Here is a 26,741-nt window from a genome sequence, read left to right as displayed (position 1 = left end):
CGCCTCAATCTCAGCTCGTCGTCCCGGCCTTCGCTGGGACGACTCGCGAAGAGAGCTACCGTAAAATCCCATCCAGCGCCGGCAGGCCGAAAATGACGGCCATTGCAATCAGCATGTAGCAGATCGCGCGGAAAACCTTTTCGCTAGCACGCCCGAACAATGATGCGCCGAAGGCGACGCCGGCCGCATAGACCGGCCCCACCACGAGCGAGAGCAGGAGCGCATCGCGCGTGATCAGGCCGCTCGTTGCGTAGCTCGCCATGGAGAAGAGATCCGAGGCGCCGAAGAACAGCACGATGTTGGCGCGGGCGACCGTCGCCACGATGGGACGGCCGAGCCAGTGGCCGACGATCGGCGGGCCGCCGGTCTGGGCCAGGCCACTACAGAAACCCGAGAGGCCGCCGATGCCGACCGAAAGCCAGGCGTGATCCTTGCCGCGATAGCGCCAGCCCGACAGCAGGAGAATCAGCAGCGCCGCGACGAAGCAGGAGATGATCCAGCGCGTCGTTACGGGGTCGAGCACGCTGAGGAAATAGGTGCCGATGGGCACGCCGATCAACGCGCCCAGCACGATCACGGCAGTCGCCTTGCGGTCGGCCTTGCGCCAGGCATCCGGCAGCAACGGCGCGGCGGCGACGAAATCGATGATGAGGAGCAGGGCGGCGACGAGTCGCGGCGGCGCGACGCTGCTGGCGAGCGGCATGAAGATCAGCGCCGAGCCGAAGCCCGAGAAGCCGCGCGCGGTGCTCGAGACGAAGGCGACGGCGCAAAGCGCCATCGCAGTGGCGAGACTGACATCCCTGGGGAGGAAGTCGGAAAGACTCATCCCCGAAGAGTGCCGCCGGTCTTCTTCGTCACCTCGGCGACGATCTTCGCCGCAACCGCCTCGATCTCCTGGTCGGTCAGCGTCTTCTCGCGCGGTTGGATCGTCACGGCAATCGCGATCGACTTCTTGCCGTCGTCGATGCCCTTGCCCTCATAGACGTCGAAGACGTTCACGGCGGTGATCAGCTTCTTGTCGACGCCCTGCGCGGTGCGCACGATGTCAGCAGCTTTCACGCTGCGATCGACGATGAAGGCGAAGTCGCGCGAGACCGGCTGGAACGCCGACAGCTCGATCACGGGCTTGGCTCGCGTCGGCTTCTTCTTGGCCTCGGGAATGCGGTCGAGGATCACCTCGAACGCCATCACGGGGCCGTCGGCGCCGAGTGCTTCCAGCGCGCGTGGGTGCATCTCGCCGAAATAGCCGAGCACGTTCTGCGGGCCGATCTGAATCGTGCCGGAGCGGCCGGGGTGCAGCCATTTTGGTCCCCCCGCGACGATCTGCAGCGCCTGCATCGGCGCGCCGGCCGCAGCTAGCACCGCCAGCGCATCGGCCTTGGCATCGAGCGCGTCGGCTGCGGCAGAGCCGGACCAGTGACGCCCCAGACCTTCCGATGATGCAAAGCCGCGACGAACGCCCGACGCCGCCATGAACTGATCCTGCGGACGATCACCTTTGAAGAGCTGGCCGACCTCGAACAGCGCGACATCGCCAAAGCCGCGATCGGCATTGGCCTGCGCCGCGGCGATCAGGCCTGGTAGCAGGCTGGGCCGCATGTCGGAGAGATCGGATGCGATCGGGTTGGCGAGCTCGAGCTCGCGCTGACCGCCGCCGAACAGTTCGGCCGCCGGCTTGGCGATGAACGACCACGTCACCGCCTCGACCATGCCACGGGTCGCGAGCGCGCGCCTGGCGCGACGCGTGCGGAGCTGGAGCGGCGTCAGCACGGGCTTGCGCGCGTCCTCGCCGCGCTCGAACGGCGTCTCCGGCACCTTGTCGACGCCATAGATGCGGATGATCTCCTCGACGATGTCGGCCTTGCCGTGCACGTCGGAGCGCCAGGACGGCACTGCGACCTTCACGGTCGGACCCGCGCCCGCCATCATGAAACCGAGATGGGTGAGAATCCGCTTCATCTCGACCTGCGGCACCTCGATGCCCGAGAGACGCTTGACCTCGGACAGCGGGAACTCGATCACGCGGTCATCGCCGAAGGCCTTGCCGGTCACGAACGTCTCCGACGGCGCGCCGCCGCACATCTCCATCACGAGCTTCGTCGCGAGCTCCAGCCCTGGCACCATGAAGGCCGGATCGACGCCGCGTTCGAAGCGGTAGCGCGCGTCCGAATTGATGCCGAGCTTGCGGCCGGTCTGCGCGATGTTGATCTCGTTCCACAGCGCCGATTCGATCAGCACGTCGGTGGTGTTCTCGTCGCAGCCCGAGGCTTCGCCGCCCATGATGCCGGCGAGCGATTCAACGCCGTTCTGGTCCGCGATCACGCAGATGTTGGAGTCGAGATTGTAGGTGCGGCCGTCGAGCGCGAGCAGGGTTTCGCCGTCGCGCGCGCGGCGCACGACGAGATTGCCCGTCACCTTCCTGGCGTCGAACACGTGCAGCGGACGCGCGCGGTCGAAGGTCATGAAGTTGGTGATGTCGACCAGCGCGTTGATCGGACGCAGCCCGATCGCGGTCAGCCGCTTCTGCAGCCATTCCGGCGAGGGGCCGTTCTTCACCCCGCGCACCAGCCGCAGCGCAAAGCCCGGGCACAGCGAGGTGTCCTCGACCGTCACCTTCACCGGGCAGGGGAATTCGCCCTTCACGGGTCTGATGGTGGGGTCCTTGAACTTGCCCATGTCGGCGGCGGCAAGGTCGCGCGCGATGCCGTGCACGCCGGTGCAGTCCTGCCGGTTCGGCGTCAAATTGATCTCGATCACGGGATCGCCGAGGCCCGCCCATTCGGCATAGCCCGCGCCGATCGGCGCGTCCGCCGGCAATTCCATGATGCCGTCGTGATCATTGGAGATCTGCAGCTCGGCCGCCGAGCACAGCATGCCGCGGCTCTCGACGCCGCGGATGGTCCCGATGCCGAGCGTGATGTCCTTGCCGGGAATGTAGGTGCCGGGGGCCGAGAACACGCTGACGAGCCCGGTGCGCGCATTCGGCGCACCGCACACGACCTGCACCGGCGCACCGCCGTCACCCGTGTCGACCATGCAGACGCGCAGGCGGTCGGCATTCGGATGCTGCACGGCGGAAATCACCTTCGCGATCGTAAAGGGCTTCAGCGCCTTCGCCTTGTCCTCGATGTTCTCGACCTCGAGCCCGATCATGGTGAGCTTCTCGGCGAGCTTGTCGAGCGTCTCGTCGGTGTCGAGATGATCCTTCAGCCAGGAGAGAGTGAATTTCATGGCTGGTTTTTCTCCACGGGAACGGTCTGCTCCCTCTCCCGCTTGCGGGGGAGGGTGGGGGTGGGGGCTCTCTCCGCGATGGTAGTCGCGATTGTTGAGAGAACGCCGCCGCGATTTGTCATCACATCGTGATTGCTGAAGCGGAGCACCTTGAAGCCTTTGGCTTCGATGACCACCGAGCGGCGCGCGTCAGCACGTTCTCCTTCATCGGAGAAATGCTGGCCGCCATCGAGCTCGATGACGAGCTTGGCCGCATGGCAGATGAAATCGGCGACGGAGCGTTCGATCGGCACCTGACGTCGGAAGCTTGCGCCATTCAATCGGCCAGCGCGCAGCTCCGACCAGAGGATCCGCTTGGCATCGGTCGAGTTGCGCCTCAGCGCGCGAGCATTTGCGCGCAGCTTGGCCGATATCTTCCAGTCCGGGTGTTCAGGATCAACCATCGGCAACCCCACCGTGGAGCAACCCTCACCCCAGCCCTCCCCCGCAAGCGGGGGAGGGAGTCCGACCTGTTGAGCGGGCAGAGAATACGTATCCATGAGATCGACGTTGCAAGCGCGGTCTATCCATTCCCTCCCCCGCTTGCGGGGGAGGGGCAGGGAGAGGGCTCTCTCCACGACGGGAACGGTGAGAGTCTTCGTGAGCCCATATGAACACGCAAGCATCACGTGCTCAGCCCTCCCGCCAAGGTCGGCACCTCGAGCGGCTTGAAGCCGTAGTGGGACAGCCAGCGGACGTCGCTGTCGAACAGCTGGCGCAGATCGGCGATGCCGTATTTCAGCATGGCGATGCGGTCGATGCCCATGCCCCAGGCAAAGCCCTGGTACTCGTCGGGATCGATGCCGCAGGCGCGCAGCACGTTCGGGTGCACCATGCCGCAGCCCAAAATCTCCAGCCAGTCCTCGCCCTCGCCGAAGCGGATCTCGCCCTTGTCGCGGCGGCACTGGATGTCGACTTCCAGCGACGGCTCCGTGAACGGGAAGAACGACGGGCGGAAGCGCATGTTGATGTGATCGACCTCGAAGAACGCCTTGCAGAACTCGTGCAGGATCCATTTGAGGTGGCCAAGATGCGAGCTCTTGTCGATCACCAGCCCTTCGACCTGGTGGAACTGCGGCGTGTGGGTCGCATCCGAATCGATGCGGTAGGTGCGGCCGGGGCAGATCACGCGGATCGGCGGCTTCTGGCTCAGCATGGTGCGTACCTGCACCGGCGAGGTGTGGGTGCGAAGCAGCATGCGTGAGCCGTCCTCCTTCGGATGGAAGAAGAAGGTGTCGTGCATCTCGCGCGCCGGATGGCCGACCGGGAAGTTCAGCTTCGTGAAGTTGTAGTCGTCGGTCTCGACATCGGGACCTTCGGCGACCGAAAAGCCCATGTCGGCGAAGATCGTGGTCAGCTCGTCCCAGACCTGGCTCAGCGGGTGGATGCGGCCGGCCTCAGTCGCAGGCTCGCGCAGCGGCAGGGTGACGTCGATGGTCTCGGCGGCAAGCCGTGCATCGAGCGCCGCCGACTTCAGGACCTCGCGCCGGGCGGCGAGCGCCTGGCCGACCTTGTCCTTGGCCTGGTTGATCGCCGCGCCTTGCGTCTTGCGCTCATCGGGCGACATTTTTCCGAGCGTGGCAAGCAGCGCGGAGATCGAACCCTTCTTGCCGAGCGCAGCGACGCGGACGGCTTCGAGAGCGGCCTCATCGTTGGCGGCCGCGACATCGGCGATGATCTGGGATTCGAGGTTGGCAAGATCGGTGCTGGTAAGATCGGTCATGGCAATCCCTTTTGGCCAGGATGCTCAGCCGATGCTCCTAGCCCGTCACACCCGGCGTTTCGCCGGGCATCCACGTCTGAGAAGTGTGCTTGCGCGAGAGATGACGGCCGGGACCCAAAGCGCGACAACGCGCCTCTGTCCGGGCCATCACAAGCTGAAAGCTGCGCAGAGCACAGTGGACGACGGCTTACGCCGTCAGCGCGGCAGTTGCCGCATTACGCCGCAAGGGCGGCCTTGGCCTTCTCGGCGATCGCCTGGAACGCGGCGGGCTCGCTGATCGCGAGATCCGACAGCACCTTGCGGTCCACGGTGATTCCGGACTTCGCCATGCCGTCGATAAATCGGCTGTAGGTCAGGCCGAACGGACGGACGGCAGCGTTGATGCGCTGGATCCAGAGCGCGCGGAAGGTGCGCTTCTTGCGCTTGCGGTCGCGGAAGGCGTACTGCGCGGCCTTCTCGACGGCCGGCTTGGCGGCGCGGATCGTGTTCTTGCGGCGGCCATAAAAACCCTTGGCGGCCTTGTAGACTTTCTTGTGCTTGGCGTGGGCGGTCACACCGCGTTTGACGCGAGACATGACAAAAATCCTTCAGAGATGACTTTGGTTTCGGAACGCCGCGGACAGTCGCGGCTCGGCTGAATTGATCGTGGACGCGATCAGGCGTTCGGCAAGAAGTACTTCTTGACGTTGTCGCCGTCGGTCTTGAACAGCACGCGGGTGCCGCGGAGCTGACGGATCTGCTTCTTCGTCCGCTTGATCATGCCGTGACGCTTGCCGCGCTGGGCGTGCATCACTTTGCCGGTAGCAGTCACCTTGAAGCGCTTTTTAGCGCCCGACTTGGTCTTCAACTTGGGCATTTGGCTCTCCTACTGGCCACAACAGGATACCGCCCGCGAAGGCGGCTGGCCGTCAAAAATGCTCGTTAGAGCGTTGATTGTGCTCAGGTTTTTACGAACTAGCGCGAAACCCGCACGGGCATCGCCACGGCAGCCCTTAAATCAGCCGGGCGATGAAGGCTGGGCTTATGGCAGAGACGAGGCCAATTGGCAATGATGAACCGCGGAAACGGGCTCGCCGACTATTTGACGTTGCCACTCTTATTGTCATGCCTTGCCGTCTGGAGGCCGACCAAAATGGCCCATTTTTCGCAGTCGCTTTCGTCTCGCGTTCTTCCGCGCCTTGGCACCCTCGCGCTTCTCGCCATGATCGGCGCTGCCGTCCTGCCGTCCACTGCCCATGCCCGGCTTGGCGGCTATGACGGGGTCTGGAACGTCACCTTCGCCACCACGCGTGGCAATTGCAGCTCCGGCTACATGGTCCCGTTCACGGTGACTGGCGGCCGCGTGACCTCGGCCGGCGGCGGCCGAGTGTCCGGCAGGGTCAACCGCGCCGGTTCCGTTGCGGTCCAGGTCTCGGTCGGCGCCTCCCATGCCAGCGGCGGCGGCCGGCTTGCAGGTAGGGGCGGTGCGGGCTCCTGGAATGGGATCATCTCCGGCGACCGCTGTAGCGGCACTTGGCAGGCGACGCGGACGTGAGCTGTCGCCGAGACGGCGTCTCGAAGGGTGGATCGCAGAAAAACAAAACGGCCCGCCAGATGGCTGACGGGCCGTTGACCTCATAAGAGCTAAATCCGGTTCAGCGCGGCGCCAGCACCATGACGACCTGGCGGCCCTCGAACCTGGCGTCCTGCTCGACCTTGGCGAGCTCGGCGACGTCGCTCTTGATCTTGTCCAAAAGCTTGGTGCCGATCTCCTGGTGCGCCATTTCGCGGCCGCGATAGCGCAGCGTGATCTTGACCTTGTCGCCCTCTTCGAAGAACCGCTGCATCGCGCGCATCTTCACGTCGTAATCGTGATCGTCGATCATCGGCCGGAGCTTGATCTCCTTGATCTCGACGGTCTTCTGGCGCTTGCGGGCTTCAGCGGCCTTTTTTTGGGCGGAATACTTGTACTTCCCGTAGTCCATAATCTTGCAGACGGGAGGGCTGGTATTCGGCGAAATCTCCACGAGATCCATGCCGGCTTCCTGGGCCATCTTGATGGCCATCATCGTCTCGACCGTGCCTTTGTTGTCACCGGTCTGGTCGATGAGCTGGATCTGCGCGTTGCGAATATCATCATTGATGCGCGGCCCGTCTTTGGCGGCAGGGGCCGGGGCTCTATTGGGACGACGAATGTTGGTTCTCCAAAGTTGTGAACGAAGCGGGTAGTCTGAAGGAAGATGCGTCTGCGGGCAAGCAAGTCACACCTGCCACGCCCGAAAAACCCTCAAATGCGAGGCATTTTGGTCACGCCCATCCGCACGCCGCTCGACATAGACACCTTGTCCCAGTTCCGCAAGCGTCCCAAAGGCCGATCCCGGCGTGTTGCGGGAGCACCGGTCAGCTCAAACCGCACAGCAAGAGTAAACGTTCCATGACGAATTCGACTGCCAACGAGGCTCCCACCTTCATCGATGTGGGCGAGGGCCCATCGCCACGGAAGATCGCGGTCCGCACCCGGTCGGGGAAGGGGCCAGGGAAGGAACCAGGGCTGTTCTGGCTCGGCGGTTTCAAGTCGGACATGCAGGGCACCAAGGCGGTGGCGCTGGACGATTGGGCGGCGGCGCATGGCCGCGCCTCGGTCCGGTTCGACTATTCCGGCCATGGCGAATCCGGCGGCGATTTTGCCGACGGCACCATCGGACGGTGGCTCGAGGAAAGCGTCGCGGTGTTCGAGCGCTTCTGCGCGGGGCCGCAAGTTCTGATCGGTTCCTCCATGGGCGGCTGGATGGCGCTGCTGCTCGCACGCGAGATCAGGAAGCGCGGCGGCAAGGCATCGCTGGCGGGGCTGGTGTTGATCGCACCGGCGCCTGATTTCACCGAAGAGCTAATGTGGAAGAATTTCCCGGCCGACGTGAAACAGGAGATCGAGACCAGGGGTCTCTGGCTCAGGCCGTCCGAATACGGTGACGGCTCGCCCTATCCGATCACGCGGAACCTGATCGAGGAGGGCCGCAACCATCGCGTGCTCGGCAGCGCCATCGATGTCGGCTGTCCCGTGCGCATCCTGCAGGGCGCCAAGGACCCGGACGTGCCGTGGCAACATGCCTTCGCACTGACGCACCGCCTGCCGGCCGACGATGTCGTGCTGACGCTGATCCAGGACGGCGATCACCGCCTGTCGCGCCCGCAGGACATCGCGCGCATCCTTGCCGCAGTCGCAGAGATCGGGTGAGGTGTTTCCAAGTCTAACAGCGTCATCACCCGCGAAAGCGAAAGCGGGTGATCCAGTACTCCGAGAAGCCTGCGATTGAACCGAGAGGCCGCGGCGTACTGGATGCCCCGCCTTCGCGGGGATGACGGAGAAGGGAGGAGAGGCCGATGACCATCACCGCAATGCTGCGCGCGTTCTGCGACGCGGTCGAGCAGCGCAACGGCAAGGCTTTTGCCGCTCTCTTCACCGAAGACGGCGTGTATCACGACGTGTTCTACGGCGCCTTCGCAGGCCGCGCCAAAATCGCCGAGATGATCGAAGACTGGTTCTATCGCACGGCAACCGATTTCCGCTGGGACATGCACGAGCCGGTGTCCGACGGCACGATGCTCTATGCCCGCTACACCTTCAGCTATCGCTCGACGTTGCCGGAGGCGAAGGGAGCGCGCGCCATGTTCGAGGGCGTCGCGATCATGAAGCTCAGGGACGACAGGATCGCGGAGTATCACGAGGTCGCCAACACCGCGCCGGCCCTCGTCGACCTGAATTTCGCGCCGGAGCGCATCGCGAAAATCATCGCCAAGCAGGGCGCGTCGCTGAAGGCGCTGCCGGAGATGAAGCGGCATCTGGCGTGAGTCTCTACATTCCGGGGCGCGACTTCCCTATGTGAGGGCAGCGCCACTCCCTCATTCCCTGCTCCGCAAGGGGGGAGGGAGCGCAGCAGCGTGCCCTCTACCGCTTCGACGGATTCGGCATCGGCTTGCGCTGTGCCAGTGCGGCCACCGTCGAGGTGCCGATCGGCCCCTGCTCGTCATAGAGCCAGCATTCGCCGATCGCGATGCCCTCGGCGGAGTGGTGGTTCACCACCTCGAAGCCGATCCATTCCGTCACCGGCAGGCGATGCAGATACACGGTGACGTCGCCGTTGATGAAGGCGAGCCCCTGATCGCCGGCATTGGCGAAGGGACTGGCGAAATCCGCAGCCACCGCGACGCGCGTGAACGGCGTCAGCGCAAAGCCGTCGACCAGCTCGCGCACCTCGCTCATCCAGAGTCGGCGCGGACCGAGCGAGCCCATATGGCCGACGATCGGGCGCGTCGTCCATTTGCCGTGCATGCCGAGGCGCGGATCGGTCGGCGGCGGAATCCCGGCAGGCTTGGGTGCATCCCAGTTCGGCGGCGACCAGATGTTGCCGTCCGGATTTTGCGTCCGGCGCAGGAGCTGGCACGAGGCGCGCGCCATGCTGACGCCGCCGGAGACAAAATCAGCTTCGACCACGCGGATGCGCAGGCCGTCGCGGACGAGCCGCGTGGTGATCTCGATCGGCTTGTCGATCGTCGGCAGGCGAAACATGTCGACCGTCAGCCGCGCCGGCACGAACTCGGGACCGCAATGGCGCTCCTCGATGCCGAAGGCGAGCAGGCCGACGATGACGCGCCCGTGCAGCGACTTCGGATCCCAGGGACCGTTGGCAACTTCCGTCGGATGGAATGTGTCGCCGGTGCGCGTGAAGAAGGGCGTGTTCGTCATGACGCGCGAGCTTGAAGGAACGCGTGGGGAAATCAAGGGTGGTGCTTCGTGGTCAGGAGCGGTGCGTGTTCTCCTCATTCTCCGCTGTCATCACCCGCGAAAGCGGGTGATCCAGTATTCCAGAGGCAGTGACGAATACGGAGAAGCCGCGGCGTACTGGATACCCCGCTTTCGCGGGGTATGACAGCGGAGGGTTAGGAAGCAGCTTGCCATTCCTCACGTACGCTGTCGTCGCCCTCGTCGATGAGTGCGCTTGCCTTCACCGCCGCAAACTGCTCGCGCGCCATCAACTGTCCCAGCGCCCACACCGCGGCCCCTCGCACCAGCGGGCTTGCATCGTCCAGCAACCGCCGCGCCTCCTCCGCCAATGTCACATCGCCGGAGTTGCCGATCGCGATCAGCACGTTGCGCAGGAAGCGGTTGCGGCCGATGCGCTTCACGGGTGACTTCGTGAATAGCTCACGAAACGCCGCATCGTCGAGCCGCGCGAGCTCGGCCAGACAAGGCGCGCGCAGCGCCTCGCGAGCGGCGAGCTTTGCCTCGCGGCCCTCTCTGGCGAACTTGTTCCAGGGGCAGGCGGCGAGGCAGTCGTCGCAGCCATAGATGCGATTGCCCAGCGCCTTACGGAATTCGTGCGGGATCGGTCCCTTGTTCTCGATCGTCAGATAGGAGATGCAGCGCCGCGCATCGAGCTTGTAGGGTGCGGGGAATGCCGCAGTCGGGCAGATGTCGAGGCACGCACGGCATGTGCCGCAATGATCGATCTCGCTCTCATCGCGCGGCAAATCGAGCGTGGTGTAGATCGCGCCGAGAAACAGCCAGGAGCCGAACTCGCGCGAGACGAGGTTGGTGTGCTTGCCCTGCCAGCCGAGACGCGCAGCCTGCGCCAAGGGCTTCTCCATCACGGCGGCGGTGTCGACGAATACCTTGACCTCGCAAGGCGCCGTCGCGACCAGCCAGCGCGCCAGCGCCTTCAACCGCTTCTTGATCAGGTCGTGATAGTCGTCGCCTTGCGCATACACCGAGATCGCGGCGCGAGAGCGCTGCTTCAGGATCTCCAGCGGATCCTGATCGGGGCCGTAATTGACACCGAGCATGATCACGGAGCGCACGTCGCTCCAGAGACCGCGCGGATCGACGCGACGCTCCGGCTGCGCCGCAAGCCACTCCATGTCGCCATGGGCACCGGACGCGATGAACTCGAGGAAGTGTTGGCCGGCACCTTCGATAGCACCGGGCGCGCTGACGCCGATGCAGTCGAAGCCCAGCGCTTGCGCTTCGCGCGCCAGCGCCGTCTTCAGGTCAGAGAGATCGGGTTCGGTCAGAAATCCAGGTCCACGTAGGTCCGCGACGCCGGCACGCCGGCCAGCCATTCGCTCAGCAGCGGGCGGAATGACGGGCGGGATTTGACCCGCGCGTACCACGCCTTTGCTGCGTCGTCCTCGCTCCATGGCACGTCGCCCAGATAGTCGATCGCCGAAAGATGTGCCGCGGCGGCGAGATCCGCATAGGTCGGCCGGTCGCCGGCGAGGAAGTTTCGCGTCTGCGCCAGCCAGCCGATATAGGCCAGATGATAGCGCACATTGGCCTTGGCGGCGCGCATCACGTCTGCCGAGGGCGGACCGCCGCCATTCTCCTCGCTCATGAAACGTTTGTAGATGCGTTCGGTGACGAGCGGATGCGAGACTTCCTCGAAGAATTTCTCGTTGAACCAGGCCATCAGCCGCCGAACCTCGATACGCTCGGCAATTGTTTCCGGCATCAGCCGCTTGAGGCCCATCGCGGCGCCATGGGCCTCGTCGATATATTCGGCGATGATCGCGGCGCCAGGAACGGATGGCTGTTCCTCGGTCGCCAGCACCGGGGTAGTGCCCGCCGGATTGAGCGTCAGAAAGGCCTCGCGCCGTTCCCAGACGCGCTCTTCCACCAGCTTCAGGTCGAGCCCGTACTCGCCGATGATCAGGCGAATGAAGCGCGAATGCGGACAGAACGGATGATGAAACAGAGTGAACATGCTTTTGATTATGTCGGGGGTGATTAAGAATCCATCAATGTTTGTTCGGCGCCACACTAGTCCTTCAAAACCGCGAGGCAACCCCGTGTAACTCGCATTTAGCGATTGCGGCAGAGGGACGAATAGGCGAGAAGAGCCCCGCTTTTCCAGCCGAAATGGACCGTAAATATGTCAGACGCAATACGGGCAGTGATCCTCGGCATCATCGAGGGTGTGACCGAGTTCCTCCCCGTTTCCTCGACCGGACACCTGCTGCTCGCCGAACGGTTCTTCGGTCTTGGTGAGGGCGCTTTCTGGGACTCCTTTACCGTTCTGATCCAGCTCGGCGCGATCCTTGCGATCGTCGGCCTCTACTTCAAGAAATTGTGGGATGTCGCGATCGGCATGTTCTCGGGCGATGCCTATGCGCGCCGCTTCGTGATCGGCGTGCTGGTCGCGTTCTTGCCGGCCGTCATCGTCGGCCTCGTTGCCGGCAAATACATCAAGAGCATGCTCTTCAATCCCTGGGTGGTATGCTTCACGCTGATCGTCGGCGGTGCCATCCTGCTCTGGGTCGATCAGCTCGATCTCAAGCCGCGCGAGCATGATGCGACGCGGTTTCCGCTTCTGACCTATCTGTTGATCGGCATCGCGCAATGCCTGGCGATGATTCCGGGCGTGTCGCGCTCGGGCGCCAGCATCGTCGCCGCGATGCTGCTCGGGGCGGACAAGCGCGCGGCGGCCGAATTCTCGTTCTTCCTCGCCATCCCCACCATGATCGGCGCGTTCGCCTATGACTTCTACAAGAACCGTTCCGAGATGACGATGGATCACATGGGCATCGTTGCGATCGGCTTCGTGGTGTCGTTCGTCACCGCGATCATCGTGGTGAAGACCTTCCTCGAATACGTCACGCGCCACGGCTTTACGCTGTTCGCCTGGTGGCGCGTCATCGTCGGCTCGCTCGGCCTGATCGCGCTGGCGCTGGGGCGGTAGGCTTATGACCCGTTGCCCGGATGGAGCAAAAGCGTAATCCGGGCCGGCATCGCTTGGGGCATGCTCCCGGACGACGCCGCGCTCCATCCGGACCACGCAGAGCGACCCGGCCGCGGCAATCTCGCTCACGCTTTCAACGCAAAATAAGCTTTTGATTGGTAGGCAGTTTCCAGAGCCGGGCGGCGCGCGCGGCACAGGAGCTGAACTATGACCCTCGTCAGCGGCTGGGGACGTTTCCCGGTCGTCGATACCGACCTCCTGACGCCGCGATCGTTCGGTGCGGTCGGCGATGCCATCGCCGCGACCTCCGGCGGCATCGCGCGGGGCAATGGCCGCGCCTATGGCGATGCCGGCATCGGCGCCAGCCAGACCATCGCCATGACCGCCTTCGACCGGGTCAGGTCGTTCGATCCGGCGAGCGGACGTGTCCGCCTCGAGGCCGGCGTGCTGCTGTCTGACATGATCGACACCTTTGGCCCGCGCGGCTTTCTGCCTTACGTCGTGCCGGGCACCCGCTTCGTGTCGGTCGGCGGCGCCATCGCTGCCGACGTGCACGGCAAGAACCATCATTGCGAGGGCGGCTTCGGCCGCTATGTCGACAGTATTCAGCTAGCGACCGGTGCGGGCGAGACCATCGAGGTGTCGCGCGAGAAAAATCCAGATGTCTTTCTCGCCACGATCGGCGGCATGGGCCTGACCGGTATGATTCTCGAGGCGACGCTGCGGCTCCGACCGGTCGAGACCAGCTGGATTCGCGAGCGGGTGATCTCGACATCCGATCTGCATGCAGCGATTCGCGCGCTCGATGCCGGCGACTCCGCGACCTATTCGGTGGCGTGGATCGATTGCGTTGCGACGGGCAGCAGCCTTGGCCGCTCGCTGATCTATCTCGGTGAGCATGCCGGCGCGAGCGAGGTTCCGCACGGTGCGGATGCATTCCCCCGCGGGCAGGATCCGCGGCTCAACGTGCCCATCGATCTTCCGTCGATGACACTGAACCGCTATTCGGTTCGCGCCTTCAACGAGCTCTATTACCGCATGGGTGCGCGGCGCGCCGGCGGCAGCCGCCTGGTCTCGATCTTTCCCTACTTCTTTCCGCTCGACAGCATCAGTGCCTGGAATCGCATCTACGGGCGTCGCGGCTTCCTCCAGCATCAATGCGTGATCCCGCGGGACGGTGCGCTTGCCGTGCTCGGCGACATCCTCGATCGCGTCTCGCGGCGCGGCGATGCCTCGTTCCTTGCCGTGCTCAAGAAGCTTGGGCCGGGCGACGGCCTGATGTCGTTTCCGATGCCTGGCTACACGCTGGCGCTGGATTTCGCCGCGACCGGAGACATCATGAATTTCCTCGACGAGATCGACTGTCTCGTCGTCGCCGCCGGCGGCCGCCTGTATCTCGCGAAGGACGCGCGCCAGTCGCGCGCAACGTTTGAGGCCGGCTATCCGGCCCTGCAACGCTTCAAGGAGATCCGGGCATCGCTCGATCCGACCGGAAAAATCCGCTCAAAGCTTTCGCAGCGTCTGTTCGATGAGGTGCGGCCGTGACTACTCGCAAGATCGTGCTGGTGTTAGGGGGCAGCTCCGATATCGGACGCGCCACCGCGCGCAGCTTCGCCAAGGCCGGCTGGGATGTTCAGCTCGCGGGCCGCGATGCCACGGCGCTGGAGCCGGATGCCGCCGACCTGCACGCGCGCCATGGCATCAGCGCCAGCACGCATCGCTTCGACGTGCTGGATACCGCATCGTTCGACGGCTTCGTGGCAGGTCTTGCCGCGATGCCCGATGTCGTCATCTCGATCGTCGGCCTGTTGGGCGCGCAGGAGACGGCACAGCGCGATCTCGATCACGCCACGACGATCATGCGCTCGAACTACGAAGGCCCCGCGCTGATCCTCGGCCTGTTCGCCGAAAAATTTCTGGCGCGCGGCAGTGGTTCCATCGTCGGCGTGTCCTCGGTCGCCGGCGACCGCGGCCGTGCCTCGAACTACGTCTACGGCTCCGCGAAGGCCGGGTTTTCCGCGTACCTGTCGGGCCTGCGCGCCCGCGCCAGCCGTGGCGGCGTTCACGTCGTCACCGTCAAGCCGGGCTTCGTCCGCACCAAGATGACCGAGGGCATGAAGCTGATCGGCCCGTTGACCGTGGAGGCACAAGTCGTCGGCGATGCCATCTTTGGCGCTGTCGAGCGCCGGACCGACGTCGTCTATGTCAGCGGCAAATGGCGCCTCGTGATGCTCATCATCAAGGCGCTGCCCGAAGCCGTGTTCAAGAAGCTGAAGTTTTGAACCTTCCACACCGTCATGGCCGGGCTTGTCCCGGCCATCCACGCCTTGCCCCGCGGCACAAAGAACGTGGATGCCCGGGACAAGCCCGGGCATGACGGTCGCTTGTGGTGCTCGCGACCACCCTGCCACCTACAGGACGCCGAGCCCCCTACCTCGCATGGGGTTGTTTTCGCAGTTTTTGGATGGCGGCTAAGCTACGCCGTTCTTGCGCTGGAACTGCCCGGCCGGGCGGAAGCGCCAGAGATATTGCGGGGCGATCCCTTCCAGCGAATCCGCCGTGATGCCGAGGCCTTCCAGCGTCAGCCCGGCCGCCTTCGCGGCATCCGAGACCACATTGTCCTTCTCGAGCAGCGTCACCTGGTCCGGCGTCAGCTTGAACGCACCCGGCGCGAATTGCAGGAAGGTCGCCTGGAGGCGGGCGAGGCCGAACGGCAGCGGCACCAGCATCCGCTTGCGATCGGTGATCGCCAGGATGGTCTCGATGATCTCGCGCATGGTCAGGACTTCGGGGCCGCCGAGCTCGTAGGTCGCGCCCGCCTTGGCCGTGCCATCGACGGCGTCCGCGATCGCGGTGGCGACGTCGCCGACATAGACCGGCTGCATCTTCGTCTCGCCGGCGATCAGCGGCAGCACCGGCGCCATCCGCGCCAGCGCCGCAAAGCGGTTCGTGAACTGGTCCTCGGGGCCGAACATCACCGAGGGACGGAAAATCGTGGCCGAAGGCACGGCTGCCAGCACGGCCTGCTCGCCGGCCGCCTTGGCGCGGGCATAGTGCGAGGCCGACTGCTCGTCGGCACCGATCGCGGAGACATGCACCAGCCTGGCGCCGGCAGCCGCCGCGGCCCTGGCGACGGTCTCGGCGCCCTTGGCCTGGACGGCATCGAAGGTCTGGCCGCCGCTCTCGGCGAGGATGCCGACAAGGTTGATCACGATGTGCGAATCACGCAGCGCGGCCTCGACCGAGGCCGGGTAGCGCAGATTGGCCTGCACGGTATGGACCTGCCCGACCTTGCCCGAGGGCTGGAGAAAGCCGGCGAGCTCCGGCCGCCGGACCGCGACCCGGACCCGGTAGTCGCGCTTGCAGAGCGCCCTGACGACGTTTCTGCCCAAAAACCCCGATCCGCCGAAAACCGTGACGAGGGTGTCGAGATTCGATGCCATGGGGGTCCGTTCCTGCCGAAGGCTGTGCCTGAGGCAGGCTTGTATCGGGCCGGTTTGCGATGCGCAATCGGCTGGTCACGTTCGATTTGACAAGCGCGTCATCGATCCGTAGTAACCGCCCCCGTGCCTAACCGGCATGCCCAGGTGGCGGAATTGGTAGACGCGCTGGCTTCAGGTGCCAGTGGCTTCACGGCCGTGAAGGTTCGAGTCCTTTCCTGGGCACCATTTTTCTCGGTAGCTCCCGATGTGACGGCCGAATCGAGGCCTGGCGCTGCCATTGGTCCGAATGGGCTGCTCGGCACCGAATCGGTTCGGCCAGTTCCTGATCCCGCGGAATCCCACCCGGCGTCTCCAATCCGATTAAGCCGCCCTTAGCGTTTGGGAATTACGGTTTTTGTCGTCCATTTCCCTGCTCCCCGGCCGCTGGCCGGCCATGCCAGCTAGTTGAGAGCGCGTATTCGAATGGAGCAGCCCCAATGGCAGCACGATCTCCTTGAACTGGAGCCGCAACCGGTCCCGGCGGCCGCTCCGCGCGCGCTGGTCGTTGAGCTCGAAGGGACGCTGCTGCGCTCGGATCTGTTGCTGGAGGCGCTGCTTTGCGAGCCCGGGCACATGCTCGGCCGCCTGCGCGCCGCCGGGAGCTGGCGCAGGGACAGGCTCCTGCACCTCGCCCGCGACGCCAGGCTCGACTATGCCAGCCTTCCCTACGAGCAGGACGTCCTGAACCCGGCGCTCGCAGCGCGCGCGCAGGGCCGCAAGGTTTTTGTCGCCACCTCCCGCCTGCGCCACCATGCCGAGGCCATCGCGGCGCATCTCGGCTTCGACGGGGTGATCGCGACCGCCGATCTCGACGCCTTCGACTATGTCGGCAATCGCGCTGCCCCGGATGCCGATCGCAAGGTCGGCCTGAAGGTTTGGGCGAACGCGCTCCGCGTCTATCAATACGCCAAGAATACGCTGGTCTTCGTGCCCCTGGTCACGGCGCATCACATGAGCCTGTCGTCGCTGGGCGCGGCGCTGCTGGCGTTCCTGGCGTTCTCGGCCTGCGCGTCGGGCGCCTATCTGATGAACGATCTCCTGGATCTTGCGGCCGACCGTCAGCATCCGACCAAGCGGCACCGGGCGCTTGCGGCCGGCGATCTGCCGATCGCCTCCGCGCTTCTCGCGATTCCCTTGCTGTGGCTCGGCGCCTTCGCCGCAAGCCTCTGCATCTCCGGCGTCTTCACCGCCGTGCTGGCCGCGTATCTTGCGACCACGATCGCCTACTCGCTGCTGCTCAAGCGGAAGATGCTGCTCGACGTCGTCACGCTCGCCGGCCTCTATACGCTGCGCATCGTCGCCGGCGCCGTCGGTGTCGGCGTGGTGCTGTCCGAATGGCTGCTGATGTTCTCGCTGTTCGTGTTCACTTCGCTTGCTCTCATCAAGCGTTTCAGCGAGCTGACGCTGCGGCAGGGCGCCGGCCTTTCCGATCCCGCCAACCGCGACTACAGGATCGGCGACATCCAGGTCATCGCCGCGATGGCGGCAGCGAGCGGCATGAACGCGGTGATCGTGTTCTCGCTCTACGTCTCGTCCTCGGCGGTGACACAGCTCTACAGCCGCCCCTGGATGCTGTGGCTGCTCAACCCGCTGCTGCTCTACTGGTTCGGCCGCGCCCTGATGATGGCTCATCGCCGCGAGATGCCTGATGACCCGATCCTCTACACCTTCAGGGACAACGCCAGCCGCATCACCGTGATGGCGATGATCTGCATCATGCTGGCTGCGATCTGATGACGATGGCCGGTGAAACTCCCCTATCCTTCCGTGCTGCGAGGATACGCGTGACGAAGTGGTGCGGCCGAATTCAATGGCAATGTCGGGCACGAAAGGTCAGCTGGCCGTGACGTCTATCGGGGACACCGTTGGCCGGTTGCCGAACACAAGATCGACAGGCTTTGCCGTGCTCATGGCAATGCTGGTGCTTGCGAGCTTTGTCGTCGACAGCCATACGAGCATAAGATTCGGGTGGGACGTTCGTGTGAACTGCGCGGCCGTCGATGCCTATGTCGAGGGGCTTGATCCCTACTTCGTCAAGAATTTGAAAGACACGAAATTTTCCTACCCCTATCTGCCGGTGACGTTGGATGTTTTCCGGCCGCTGTGCTCGGCAGGCCTTCGTGACTACTACAGGGTCGTCTATCTCATCCTCGCCGTCTTGGGCGGACTTCTGCTGCCCGGACTTCGCGCGACTCGTCCGGACGCGCGCGATGCGCTTCTCAGGGTTCTCTGTGCCTTTGGAGCGTTCGTCGGCTTTGAATGGGTGTGGGCTTCCGGCAACTTTGCGCTGTTCGCCGGCTTCTTGACGGCCGTCGCGCTGGCGCTGCTGCTCGATCACAGCCGCCTCGAAGAGGACGACGTAAAAAGCTTCGCGCTGCGCCTCGCCGGTGCGGCCGTGCTCGGGCTGCTGACATCGTTCAAGCTGGTCTTTTTTCCCGTCCTGGCCGCGCTCTACTTCCTGCCACTGACCCGGGCGCGCAAGCTCACCCTGATCGCCGTCGCGTTCGGCATGTTCATGCTGCCGATCGTCATTTCGAGGGTGTTCTACGCTGACCTTTTCCCGAGCTGGCTGAACGCAATCACCGGTCAGATTCCCGGACAACATTCCGTCGCGCTGCTGAAGGAGACGAATCCTTCGTTGTTGATCTTCGGCCTCGGTCTCGCAGAACATTTTGGCTTGGCCGACAACAAGCCGATTGTTTTCGCCATCTACGGACTCGTGGCGGCCGCGGCTGTCCTGGCGCCATTCGCCTGGTCTGTATTGCCCATCATTCGGGATCAGACGTCGCCTGATATCGGCGGGCTACCGAAGAGGCTGGATCAATGGCTCATCGATCATCCTCGCGTGGCGGCGCGTATCACCGTCCTCGCAATGTATGCGCTCTATCTCTGCTCGCCCCGGCTCAAGGAATATGCCTTCTACGAATTGGCGGTCTATGCCGCCGTTCTCATCGTCGATCTTTCGCCCATGGCCATGATGGCCTTCCTGACCGCCGCAATCCTCATTCCGACCTCAACGACGATCTCGGGCGGCGTGATCGAGGGCACCTTCGTTCAACTCGTCTCGGCGCTCGTGTGCTTCTGGGTTCTACTGGTCGATTTTCGCACCCTTCGCCGCCATTGAGATCCGCTTGCGTGGAAACCCGCCGGCGGATACATCGCGAGTGGGATCGAGGGAGCAGCCGCCGGCCTGGACTTTCCTTGCCCGGCCGACCCTCGCCAGTTCCCGTTCCCGGCATTAGCCTGCAAGCGTTGCATCGATTCGACTGAGGTTTGAAACGCCATGACCGTACGCCTGCATCGCGGCGATCTGCCGGACCTGTCCCGCTACACCTCCTCGGTCGCGATCGACACCGAGACCATGGGCCTGAACCCGCATCGCGACCGGCTCTGCGTCGTGCAACTCTCGCCGGGCGACGGCAGCGCCGACGTGGTTCAGATCCCCAAGGGGCACACCGATGCGCCGAACCTGAAGGCGCTGCTCGCCAATCCCTCCGTGACGAAGATCTTCCATTTCGCCCGGTTCGACATTGCCGTGCTGTACGAGGCCTTCGGCGTGATGACGACGCCGCTCTACTGCACCAAGATCGCCTCGCGGCTGACCCGCACCTACACCGACCGCCACGGCCTCAAGGACCTCGTCCGCGAGGTGCTCAACGTCGATCTGTCCAAGCAGCAGCAATCGAGCGACTGGGGTGCGGATAGCCTCAGCGAGCCGCAGCTCGCCTATGCCGCCTCCGACGTCCTGCACCTGCACAGCTTGCGCGAACGGCTGGACGCCATGCTGGTGCGGGAGGGCCGCACGGCGCTGGCCCAGGCCTGTTTCGACTTCCTGCCGACGCGGGCGAAGCTCGATTTGCAGGGCTGGGAGGCCGAGGACATTTTTGCGCACTCTTAGGGTGGTCCTGTCGTCCGGAAGGGTGTCTCGGGCCGCCCCGGCCGCCCCGTTTCGGACACAGTCGTAACGGCCTGTCGCGGGCTGCATATTCCGGCGGCGCCGGATACAATCGGGCGTCGATCGGCGCCTCGGAGCAGCAGTGAATTCGGTCCAGACCCCAGCCTATGATGGAGCCTATGACGGCCTGGAGGCGCGCTTCGCGGCCGCGGCGCGCCACAGCCGGCTGGTCCACATTCTGCGCATCGCCGTGCCGGTGACGGTGGTCGTGGCGATGGCCATGATCATCTTCGTCTCGGCCTTCAACAAGTTCCGGACCACGAAGGAAGTGGCTTTCGATCCCGGAAATCTGGTCGTCTCCGGAACCAAGATCACCATGGAAACGCCCCACCTGTCGGGCTACACGCCCGACCAGCGGCCCTATGAGCTCTGGGCCAACACGGCCATCCAGGACATCAGGGACCCCGATCATGTCGATTTGCACAAGCTCAGGGCCAAGCTCCTGATGCAGGATCAATCGACCGTGTTCCTCGATGCCCTCAACGGCACCTTCGACAACAAGCAGCAGCAGCTCGATCTGCGCAAGGATATCTTCGTGCGGACGTCGACGGGCTATGAGGCCCGCCTCAGCCAGGCCTTCGTCGACATGGCCAACAACACGGTCACCTCGGATGAACATGTCGACGTCAAGCTGACCAACGGCACCGTGTCCTCGGACCGCCTGAAGATCATGGAGGGCGGCGACGTCATCCGCTTCGAAGGCCACGTGGTGATGAACCTGGACAAGCTGAGCAATGACGAGCCGGCCGCCGCGCCGCCAGCGCCCGCCGAGCCTGCGCCGCCACCGCCACCGAAAACGCGCGCGCCCCAAAACAAGCCTGCGACTTCGAGATGATCTCCATGACGAAGCACCTTTTGCGCAACGGTTTTTCGAAAGGCGTTGCGTTCAGCGCCGGCGCGATCGCGCTTGGCGTGATGCTGATCGCCGTGGCGCATGCGCAAGGCGCCATGCAGGGCGTGCCCAACGCCATGCAGGGGTTTTCGCAGAACCGCGATGAGCCGATCCAGATCGAGGCCGCCTCGCTCGAAATGCGCGACAAGAAGAAGGAGGCGACCTTCGCCGGCAACGTGAAGGTCATTCAGGGCGACACCACCATGACGTCGAAGACGCTCGTCGTGTTCTACGAATCGAGCGGCGGTTCCGGTTCGGGACAGCCGGCCCCCCAACCGGCGAAAAATGCAAAAGCGGCGGCACCGATGCAATCGGCGACGCCAGGGCCGAACGGCAGCTCCTCGATCAAGCGGCTGGAAGCGCACGGCAATGTCGTGGTCACCCAGAAGGACCAGGTGGTTACAGGCGAGACTGCCATCTTCGACACCAAGACCAACCTCATCACCATGCTCGGCGGCTCGGGCCAGGTCGTCCTGACCCAGTGCAAGAATGTGATGCGCGGCGACCGGCTGAAGGTCGACATGACGACGGGCGTGTCTCGGGTGGAGTCGGACAGCGGCAAGGTTCAGGTCCTGCTGCCGCAGGGTGCCGGCAATGATTGCGGCCAGGGCAAGCCCGGCACGGCCTCACCCCTGCAATTGCCAAGTGCAACTAAACAGAAGTAACTTCAATAGCTTGAGCTTGAAGTCGGCGATCTCCGGTTGAAGCCTGCCCGACAAGATTGTATCTACCCCAGCGGGCTCGGCGGCGGGATTCCTCTGATAAGGGATCGAGGGTGTTTCTCTGGGCAAGACATACCCTTTCACTCATGCTGTGCCGGCGAATCGCGCCGGGGCGGCAGATCGCGGAATCACCGTGAAAGGCTTGAGACAGCGGGGATGGTCGATTTATTCAGCATGTTCCGTCGGCGCCCCGCCAAACGCGGCCGGCCAGGATTTGCGCGCCAGGACATCACCGCGCTCGGCGACAGCATGGGCGGTCTCGTGACCAGCCCGGTGCGGGACGCGCCGCCGATCGCGCGCGAGCAGCCGATGCACGCGCCCGACCAGTTCCAAGGGGATTACCAAACGGACTACCAGGCCGACTATCAAGCTGAGTCGCCGCGGACCCAGCCGGTTCATCCGGTGCGGGCCGCCAGCCGGCCCAACGGCTCCGGTGGGCCGCAGCTTCTCAGGCGCCCGGGCTTCCTTGCTGTGCATAGCGTGGAAAAGAGCTTTGGCAGCCGCCAGGTGGTGCGCGGCGTCAGCATCTATGTGCGGCGCGGCGAGGCCGTCGGCCTGCTCGGTCCGAACGGCGCCGGCAAGACCACCGTGTTCTACATGATCACCGGGCTGATCAAGGCCGACCGCGGCGCGATCGAGCTCGACGGCCATGACGTGACGAAGCTGCCGATGTATCAGCGCGCGCGGCTCGGCATCGGCTATCTGCCGCAGGAAGCTTCGATCTTCCGCGGCCTCACCGTCGAGCAGAACATCCGCGCCGTGCTCGAAGTGGTGGAACCCTCGCGCAAGAAACGCGAGCTGCAGCTCGACTCGCTGCTCGACGAATTCAACATCACGCGCCTGAGAAAATCGCCATCGATCGCGCTGTCCGGTGGCGAGCGCCGCCGCGTCGAGATCGCGCGTGCGCTGGCGACGCGTCCGAACTACATGCTGCTCGACGAGCCCTTCGCGGGCATCGATCCGATCGCGGTCGGCGACATTCAGGACCTCGTCCGCCACCTCACCAATCGCGGCATCGGCGTGCTGATCACCGACCACAATGTGAGAGAGACGCTCGGCCTCACCGACCGCGCCTATATCGTCTATGCCGGTGAAATCTTGACCGAGGGGAGTCCGGATGAGATCGTCAACGACCCGGACGTCCGCCGCCTTTACCTTGGCGAGGAGTTCCGCCTCTAGCCCGTTTTTCGTATTCGTCAAGACGTGTACATCGGGCTCGGACTAGGATAAGCAAAAATCGGACCAAATTTTGGGAACGGTTCTTGCTTCATGGCGCTTACGCAGAGATTAGAGTTCAGGCAGTCGCAGTCGCTGGTGATGACGCCGCAGTTGATGCAGGCGATCAAGCTGCTGCAACTGTCCAATCTCGATCTCACGACCTTCGTGGAGGAGGAACTCGAGCGCAATCCACTGCTCGAGCGGGCCAATGATGAGCAGGGCGCGGGAGATGCCCCGGCTGAGGCCGGCCAATTCAGTGATGGCGACGATTCCGGCGGCGGCCACGGCGACGAGCCGGGTGGCGGTTCAGGCGAAGCCTTCGAGCCCGGCCAGGAAGAGTGGATGAGCAAGGATCTCGGTACCCGCGCCGAGATCGAGCAGACCCTGGATACTGGCCTCGACAACGTCTTTTCGGAAGAGCCGGCGGAGGCCGCGGCGCGCAATGCGCAGGATGCGGCGCCGAGCGTCTACACCGAATGGGGCGGCGGCGCCTCCGGTGACGAGGACTACAATCTCGAAGCCTTCGTCGCGGCGGAAACCACGCTGGCCGATCATCTCGCCGAGCAGCTCTCGGTCGCTTTCACCGCGCCGGCGCAGCGCATGATCGGACAATATCTCATCGACCTCGTCGATGAAGCCGGCTATCTGCCGCCCGATCTCGGCCAGGCCGCCGAGCGGCTTGGTGCATCGCAGCAGGCTGTCGCGGACGTACTTGCGGTGCTGCAAAAATTCGATCCGCCCGGCATCTGCGCCCGTTCGTTGAGCGAATGCCTGGCGATCCAGCTTCGGGAACTCGATCGCTACGACCCGGCGATGCAGGCGCTGGTCGAAAATCTCGATCTCCTGGCCAAGCGCGACATCGCTTCCTTGCGCAAGCTCTGCGGCGTCGATGACGAGGACATCGCCGACATGATCGGCGAGATCCGCCGCCTCGATCCCAAGCCCGGCATGAAGTTCGGCTCTTCGCGCCTTCAGACCATGGTGCCGGACGTCTATGTCCGCCCGGGGCCCGATGGCGGCTGGCATGTCGAGCTCAACAGCGACACTCTGCCGCGCGTCCTCGTGAACCAGACCTACTACACCGAGCTGTCGAAGAAGATCGGCAAGGACGGCGACAAGTCCTACTTCACCGATGCCCTGCAGAACGCGACCTGGCTCGTGCGCGCGCTCGATCAGCGCGCCCGCACCATCCTGAAGGTCGCAACCGAGATCGTGCGCCAGCAGGACGGCTTCTTCACCCATGGTGTGGCGCACCTGCGGCCGCTCAACCTGAAAGCCGTCGCCGACGCCATCCAGATGCATGAATCCACGGTGTCGCGCGTCACCGCCAACAAATACATGGCGACGAATCGCGGCACCTTTGAATTGAAGTATTTCTTCACCGCGTCGATCGCCTCGGCCGATGGCGGCGAGGCGCATTCCGCCGAAGCCGTTCGCCACCACATCAAGCAGCTGATCGATTCGGAGGAGCCGTCCGCGATCCTCTCCGACGACACGATCGTGGAACGGTTGCGTGCATCCGGCATTGATATTGCCCGACGCACGGTTGCGAAGTACCGCGAAGCCATGCGCATTCCCTCTTCGGTACAACGCCGTCGCGACAAGCAGAGCGCTCTTGGCAACGTCCTCTCCACCGCCCTGTCCGATCGCTCCCGCAACACCGAGCCGGCCTGATTGCGCGCGCCTCAAATCGCGCTACTCTCAATCTCCCCTCGGGCTTGATCCAAGCTAGCCACCAACCAGGCGAGGCATCACATGACTCTCCGGATTTCGGGCAAAAGCATCAGCGTCGGCGAAGCCCTCCGCGGCCGCGTCGCCGAGCGCACGGACGAGGTGTTGCGCAAATATTTTGACGGCAATTATTCCGGCCACATTACGCTCAGCAAGGACGGGTTCGGCTTCCGCACCGATTGCGCGCTGCACCTCGATTCCGGGATCACGCTGGAGGCCGATTCGAACGCGCCGGACGCCTATGCCAGCGCCGACCAGGCGCTGCTGATGATCGAGAAGCGACTGCGCCGTTACAAGAGCCGGTTGAAGGACCGGTCCGCCCGCAAGGCCGCCGCCGCCTCCGCAGCGCTCGCCTCGATGGATGCCACTGCCTACGTCCTGGAGGCCCCCGGCGAGGGCGAGGACGAGGTCACCGGCTACAGCCCCGTGATCATCGCAGAATCGACCACCTCCTTGAGGCAGCTTTCGGTCAGCGAAGCGGTCATGGAACTCGACCTCAGCGGCGCCCATTGCCTGGTATTTCAGCATGGCTCGAGCGGGCGGGTGAACATCATTTACCGCCGGGCGGATGGCAATGTCGGCTGGATCGACCCTCCTGCGGCCAAAGCCGGGAGTTAGCCCACCCCCATCGAGGGTTTCGGGATCCTCCCCGTAGGACTCCTGTCTTTAGGGAAGAGCGCGGTAAAAGGCGTTCGCGGGAGTTGGCACCGGGATTGCGTTGGAGTAGAAGCGCCCCACATCAGGACTGGGGCTAAGTCCGCCTCCTGCTTCACCTTATTGACGCCGGCCAAATCTGGTCTTCCAAGTTGGCCAATTCGGAACCTGACGGCTTAATTCACCTCGGAAAGCTCCATGCCGATTACCGATCTGGTCGCACCCGAGGCGATTCTCCCGGCATTGAAAGTCAACAGCAAGAAGCAGGCCTTGCAGGAACTCGCTGCCAAGGCGGCCGAGCTGACCGGACAGAACGAGCGTTCGGTGTTCGAGGTGCTGTTGCAGCGGGAGAAGCTCGGCACCACCGCGGTCGGCTATGGTGTCGCAATTCCTCACGGCAAGCTGCCCAAGCTCGAAAAGATCTTTGGCCTGTTCGCGCGGCTCGAGCGCCCGATCGATTTCGAGGCTATGGACGGCCAGCCGGTCGATCTCGTCTTCCTGCTGCTCGCACCTGAAGGTGCGGGTGCCGATCATCTGAAGGCGCTGGCGCGCATCGCGCGCCTCCTGCGCGACCAGGACATCGCCAAGAAGCTGCGTGCCTCGCGCGACGCGCAGGCGATCTATTCGGTGCTCGCGCTGCCGCCGGCGACCGCGGCGTAGGCTCACCGCAGCTTGAATCTCGCACGCTTGCGACCGAGCAAGGCAGAGCTACGTGGGATGTCGCATTGCGGAGATCCAGCCACGATCAGGCGTTGTCGATAGCAGTGTGGTTCTGCGTCCGGCATGAAGCCGACGAGGCCAGAGCGTGATCCGGAAAAGCGTGAAGCAGTTTTCCCGCGCGACAAACGCGGAACGCGTTCGCGCGGAGATCATGCTCAGACAACAACCCAAAGCGCGATGAGGATTCTTCCTAATCTCATCGCTCTAGATGTCGAGAGGCATGTCCGGTTCGCGAAGAGCGTATCCGTATTCTGCAAGCGGCGGTTTCCCGGCAATGTTTGATTTATTTTCCTCGGGCTCTAGTCGGTCGCGATAAGCCCCGCATCTTGCATCTGTGCAGAAGGAAAGCTCATGGGAACAGTCGTCTGGCTCGAAGGCCAATCGCGCGAAGCTTCGAGACACTCGCCTCACCCATTGCGGCCTGATCTTCAAGCGGACCTCGCGCGCCATGCGGAAAAGATCGAAGCTGCGACAAACACCTGTACGATTCTCATGACGTGCATCGTAGGGCTCCAGAAAAGCCTCGAGCTTCTAAAGCGGGATGGGGTTAGGTTGAATCGATTTGGGATTCCCAAATCAGCTTGCTTCTGATTCACCATGCTGGCTGGACGGAGGCCAGCATGGATGGGCAAGCCGTACTCTCTGGATCTTCGCAAGCGCGT

26 protein-coding genes and 1 tRNA gene are annotated in these 26,741 nt (G+C 64.1%); 16 read left to right on the top strand and 11 right to left on the bottom strand.

Annotation, left to right across the window (positions count from 1 at the left end; genetic code table 11):
• Positions 1–55: 55 nt before the first annotated feature.
• The 6 genes from SO139_RS35300 to rpmI all read right to left on the bottom strand — a co-directional run bounded on the left by SO139_RS35300 (position 56) and on the right by rpmI (position 5,849).
• A complete protein-coding gene (locus SO139_RS35300; RefSeq protein ID WP_449383219.1) occupies positions 56–826 on the bottom strand; it encodes a sulfite exporter TauE/SafE family protein in 771 nt (256 codons plus the stop codon).
• Positions 823–3,231 (bottom strand): phenylalanine--tRNA ligase subunit beta, encoded by a 2,409-nt coding sequence (pheT, locus tag SO139_RS35295; protein WP_449383220.1) that lies wholly within the window; start codon positions 3,229–3,231, stop codon positions 823–825. Before pheT ends, SO139_RS35300 begins: the two co-directional genes overlap by 4 nt.
• A complete protein-coding gene (locus tag SO139_RS35290; RefSeq protein ID WP_449383221.1) occupies positions 3,228–3,674 on the bottom strand; it encodes an endonuclease domain-containing protein in 447 nt (148 codons plus the stop codon). The genes pheT and SO139_RS35290 overlap by 4 nt, the downstream gene beginning before the upstream one ends.
• Positions 3,675–3,895: 221 nt before the next feature.
• Positions 3,896–4,993: a phenylalanine--tRNA ligase subunit alpha gene (gene pheS, locus SO139_RS35285; protein WP_449383222.1), complete on the bottom strand. Its 1,098-nt coding sequence runs from the start codon at positions 4,991–4,993 to the stop codon at positions 3,896–3,898.
• Positions 4,994–5,208: 215 nt separating this feature from the next.
• Positions 5,209–5,568: a 50S ribosomal protein L20 gene (rplT, locus tag SO139_RS35280; RefSeq protein ID WP_449383223.1), complete on the bottom strand. Its 360-nt coding sequence runs from the start codon at positions 5,566–5,568 to the stop codon at positions 5,209–5,211.
• 80 nt (positions 5,569–5,648) lie between these two features.
• Entirely contained in the window at positions 5,649–5,849 is a 201-nt protein-coding gene (gene rpmI, locus SO139_RS35275) for a 50S ribosomal protein L35 (protein WP_008539890.1), read from the bottom strand.
• A gap of 276 nt (positions 5,850–6,125) precedes the next feature.
• Between rpmI and SO139_RS35270 the strand changes: the two genes are divergently transcribed.
• Positions 6,126–6,527 (top strand): hypothetical protein, encoded by a 402-nt coding sequence (locus tag SO139_RS35270; protein ID WP_449383224.1) that lies wholly within the window; start codon positions 6,126–6,128, stop codon positions 6,525–6,527.
• Positions 6,528–6,627: 100 nt separating this feature from the next.
• On the opposite strand, the gene infC is transcribed toward SO139_RS35270, so the two are convergent.
• Complete coding sequence (gene infC, locus SO139_RS35265; RefSeq protein ID WP_027528252.1) at positions 6,628–7,167, bottom strand: translation initiation factor IF-3; 540 nt, start codon at positions 7,165–7,167, stop codon at positions 6,628–6,630.
• A 239-nt stretch (positions 7,168–7,406) separates the two neighbouring features.
• Between infC and SO139_RS35260 the strand changes: the two genes are divergently transcribed.
• Together SO139_RS35260 and SO139_RS35255 are read left to right on the top strand one after the other, a co-directional pair.
• Positions 7,407–8,207: an alpha/beta hydrolase gene (locus SO139_RS35260; RefSeq protein WP_449383225.1), complete on the top strand. Its 801-nt coding sequence runs from the start codon at positions 7,407–7,409 to the stop codon at positions 8,205–8,207.
• A 146-nt stretch (positions 8,208–8,353) separates the two neighbouring features.
• Positions 8,354–8,821 carry a nuclear transport factor 2 family protein gene (locus SO139_RS35255; RefSeq protein ID WP_449383226.1) on the top strand — a complete coding sequence of 156 codons (468 nt, stop codon included), beginning with the start codon at positions 8,354–8,356 and terminating at the stop codon, positions 8,819–8,821.
• 97 nt (positions 8,822–8,918) lie between these two features.
• Here SO139_RS35255 and SO139_RS35250 read toward each other — a convergent pair whose 3' ends face one another.
• The 3 genes from SO139_RS35250 to SO139_RS35240 all read right to left on the bottom strand — a co-directional run bounded on the left by SO139_RS35250 (position 8,919) and on the right by SO139_RS35240 (position 11,730).
• Positions 8,919–9,716, bottom strand: coding sequence for an acyl-CoA thioesterase domain-containing protein (locus SO139_RS35250; protein WP_449383227.1), 798 nt, complete (start codon positions 9,714–9,716; stop codon positions 8,919–8,921).
• Positions 9,717–9,910: 194 nt separating this feature from the next.
• The gene (gene queG / locus SO139_RS35245; protein WP_449383228.1) at positions 9,911–11,089 is read right to left on the bottom strand and encodes a tRNA epoxyqueuosine(34) reductase QueG; all 1,179 of its coding nucleotides are present in this window, start codon (positions 11,087–11,089) and stop codon (positions 9,911–9,913) included.
• Positions 11,038–11,730, bottom strand: a complete 693-nt coding sequence (locus SO139_RS35240; protein WP_449383229.1) for a glutathione S-transferase family protein — start codon at positions 11,728–11,730, stop codon at positions 11,038–11,040. Before SO139_RS35240 ends, queG begins: the two co-directional genes overlap by 52 nt.
• A 168-nt stretch (positions 11,731–11,898) precedes the next feature.
• On the opposite strand from SO139_RS35240, the gene SO139_RS35235 reads away from it, so the two are divergent.
• The 3 genes from SO139_RS35235 to SO139_RS35225 all read left to right on the top strand — a co-directional run bounded on the left by SO139_RS35235 (position 11,899) and on the right by SO139_RS35225 (position 14,987).
• Positions 11,899–12,705: an undecaprenyl-diphosphate phosphatase gene (locus SO139_RS35235; protein WP_449383230.1), complete on the top strand. Its 807-nt coding sequence runs from the start codon at positions 11,899–11,901 to the stop codon at positions 12,703–12,705.
• 207 nt (positions 12,706–12,912) lie between these two features.
• Positions 12,913–14,250, top strand: a complete 1,338-nt coding sequence (locus tag SO139_RS35230; protein WP_449383231.1) for an FAD-binding oxidoreductase — start codon at positions 12,913–12,915, stop codon at positions 14,248–14,250.
• A complete protein-coding gene (locus SO139_RS35225; RefSeq protein WP_449383232.1) occupies positions 14,247–14,987 on the top strand; it encodes an SDR family oxidoreductase in 741 nt (246 codons plus the stop codon). The genes SO139_RS35230 and SO139_RS35225 overlap by 4 nt, the downstream gene beginning before the upstream one ends.
• A gap of 189 nt (positions 14,988–15,176) precedes the next feature.
• Here SO139_RS35225 and SO139_RS35220 read toward each other — a convergent pair whose 3' ends face one another.
• Positions 15,177–16,148: a complex I NDUFA9 subunit family protein gene (locus SO139_RS35220; RefSeq protein WP_449383233.1), complete on the bottom strand. Its 972-nt coding sequence runs from the start codon at positions 16,146–16,148 to the stop codon at positions 15,177–15,179.
• Between the two features lie 138 nt (positions 16,149–16,286).
• Between SO139_RS35220 and SO139_RS35215 the strand changes: the two genes are divergently transcribed.
• From SO139_RS35215 to ptsN, 10 genes are all read left to right on the top strand, one after another.
• Positions 16,287–16,373 (top strand) — tRNA-Leu (locus SO139_RS35215).
• A gap of 237 nt (positions 16,374–16,610) precedes the next feature.
• Positions 16,611–17,921, top strand: a complete 1,311-nt coding sequence (locus SO139_RS35210; protein WP_449383234.1) for a UbiA family prenyltransferase — start codon at positions 16,611–16,613, stop codon at positions 17,919–17,921.
• 109 nt (positions 17,922–18,030) lie between these two features.
• Positions 18,031–19,311 (top strand): hypothetical protein, encoded by a 1,281-nt coding sequence (locus SO139_RS35205; protein WP_498541463.1) that lies wholly within the window; start codon positions 18,031–18,033, stop codon positions 19,309–19,311.
• A gap of 159 nt (positions 19,312–19,470) precedes the next feature.
• Positions 19,471–20,085: a ribonuclease D gene (locus tag SO139_RS35200; protein WP_449383237.1), complete on the top strand. Its 615-nt coding sequence runs from the start codon at positions 19,471–19,473 to the stop codon at positions 20,083–20,085.
• Positions 20,086–20,224: 139 nt separating this feature from the next.
• Positions 20,225–20,977 (top strand): LPS export ABC transporter periplasmic protein LptC, encoded by a 753-nt coding sequence (gene lptC / locus SO139_RS35195; protein WP_449383238.1) that lies wholly within the window; start codon positions 20,225–20,227, stop codon positions 20,975–20,977.
• A 5-nt stretch (positions 20,978–20,982) separates the two neighbouring features.
• Positions 20,983–21,699: an LptA/OstA family protein gene (locus SO139_RS35190; protein WP_449383239.1), complete on the top strand. Its 717-nt coding sequence runs from the start codon at positions 20,983–20,985 to the stop codon at positions 21,697–21,699.
• A gap of 213 nt (positions 21,700–21,912) precedes the next feature.
• Positions 21,913–22,935: an LPS export ABC transporter ATP-binding protein gene (gene lptB / locus SO139_RS35185; RefSeq protein WP_449383240.1), complete on the top strand. Its 1,023-nt coding sequence runs from the start codon at positions 21,913–21,915 to the stop codon at positions 22,933–22,935.
• A 90-nt stretch (positions 22,936–23,025) separates the two neighbouring features.
• Positions 23,026–24,648, top strand: a complete 1,623-nt coding sequence (rpoN, locus tag SO139_RS35180) for an RNA polymerase factor sigma-54 (RefSeq protein WP_449383241.1) — start codon at positions 23,026–23,028, stop codon at positions 24,646–24,648.
• Positions 24,649–24,729: 81 nt separating this feature from the next.
• Complete coding sequence (gene hpf / locus SO139_RS35175) at positions 24,730–25,323, top strand: ribosome hibernation-promoting factor, HPF/YfiA family (RefSeq protein ID WP_449383242.1); 594 nt, start codon at positions 24,730–24,732, stop codon at positions 25,321–25,323.
• 234 nt (positions 25,324–25,557) lie between these two features.
• Positions 25,558–26,019, top strand: coding sequence for a PTS IIA-like nitrogen regulatory protein PtsN (ptsN, locus tag SO139_RS35170; RefSeq protein ID WP_449383243.1), 462 nt, complete (start codon positions 25,558–25,560; stop codon positions 26,017–26,019).
• Positions 26,020–26,741: the final 722 nt, after the last annotated feature.

The organism is Bradyrhizobium sp. UFLA05-89 (genome assembly GCF_059803475.1).
Note: the sequence above shows the minus strand (reverse complement) of the source record. Positions and strands in the feature narration are given on the sequence as shown.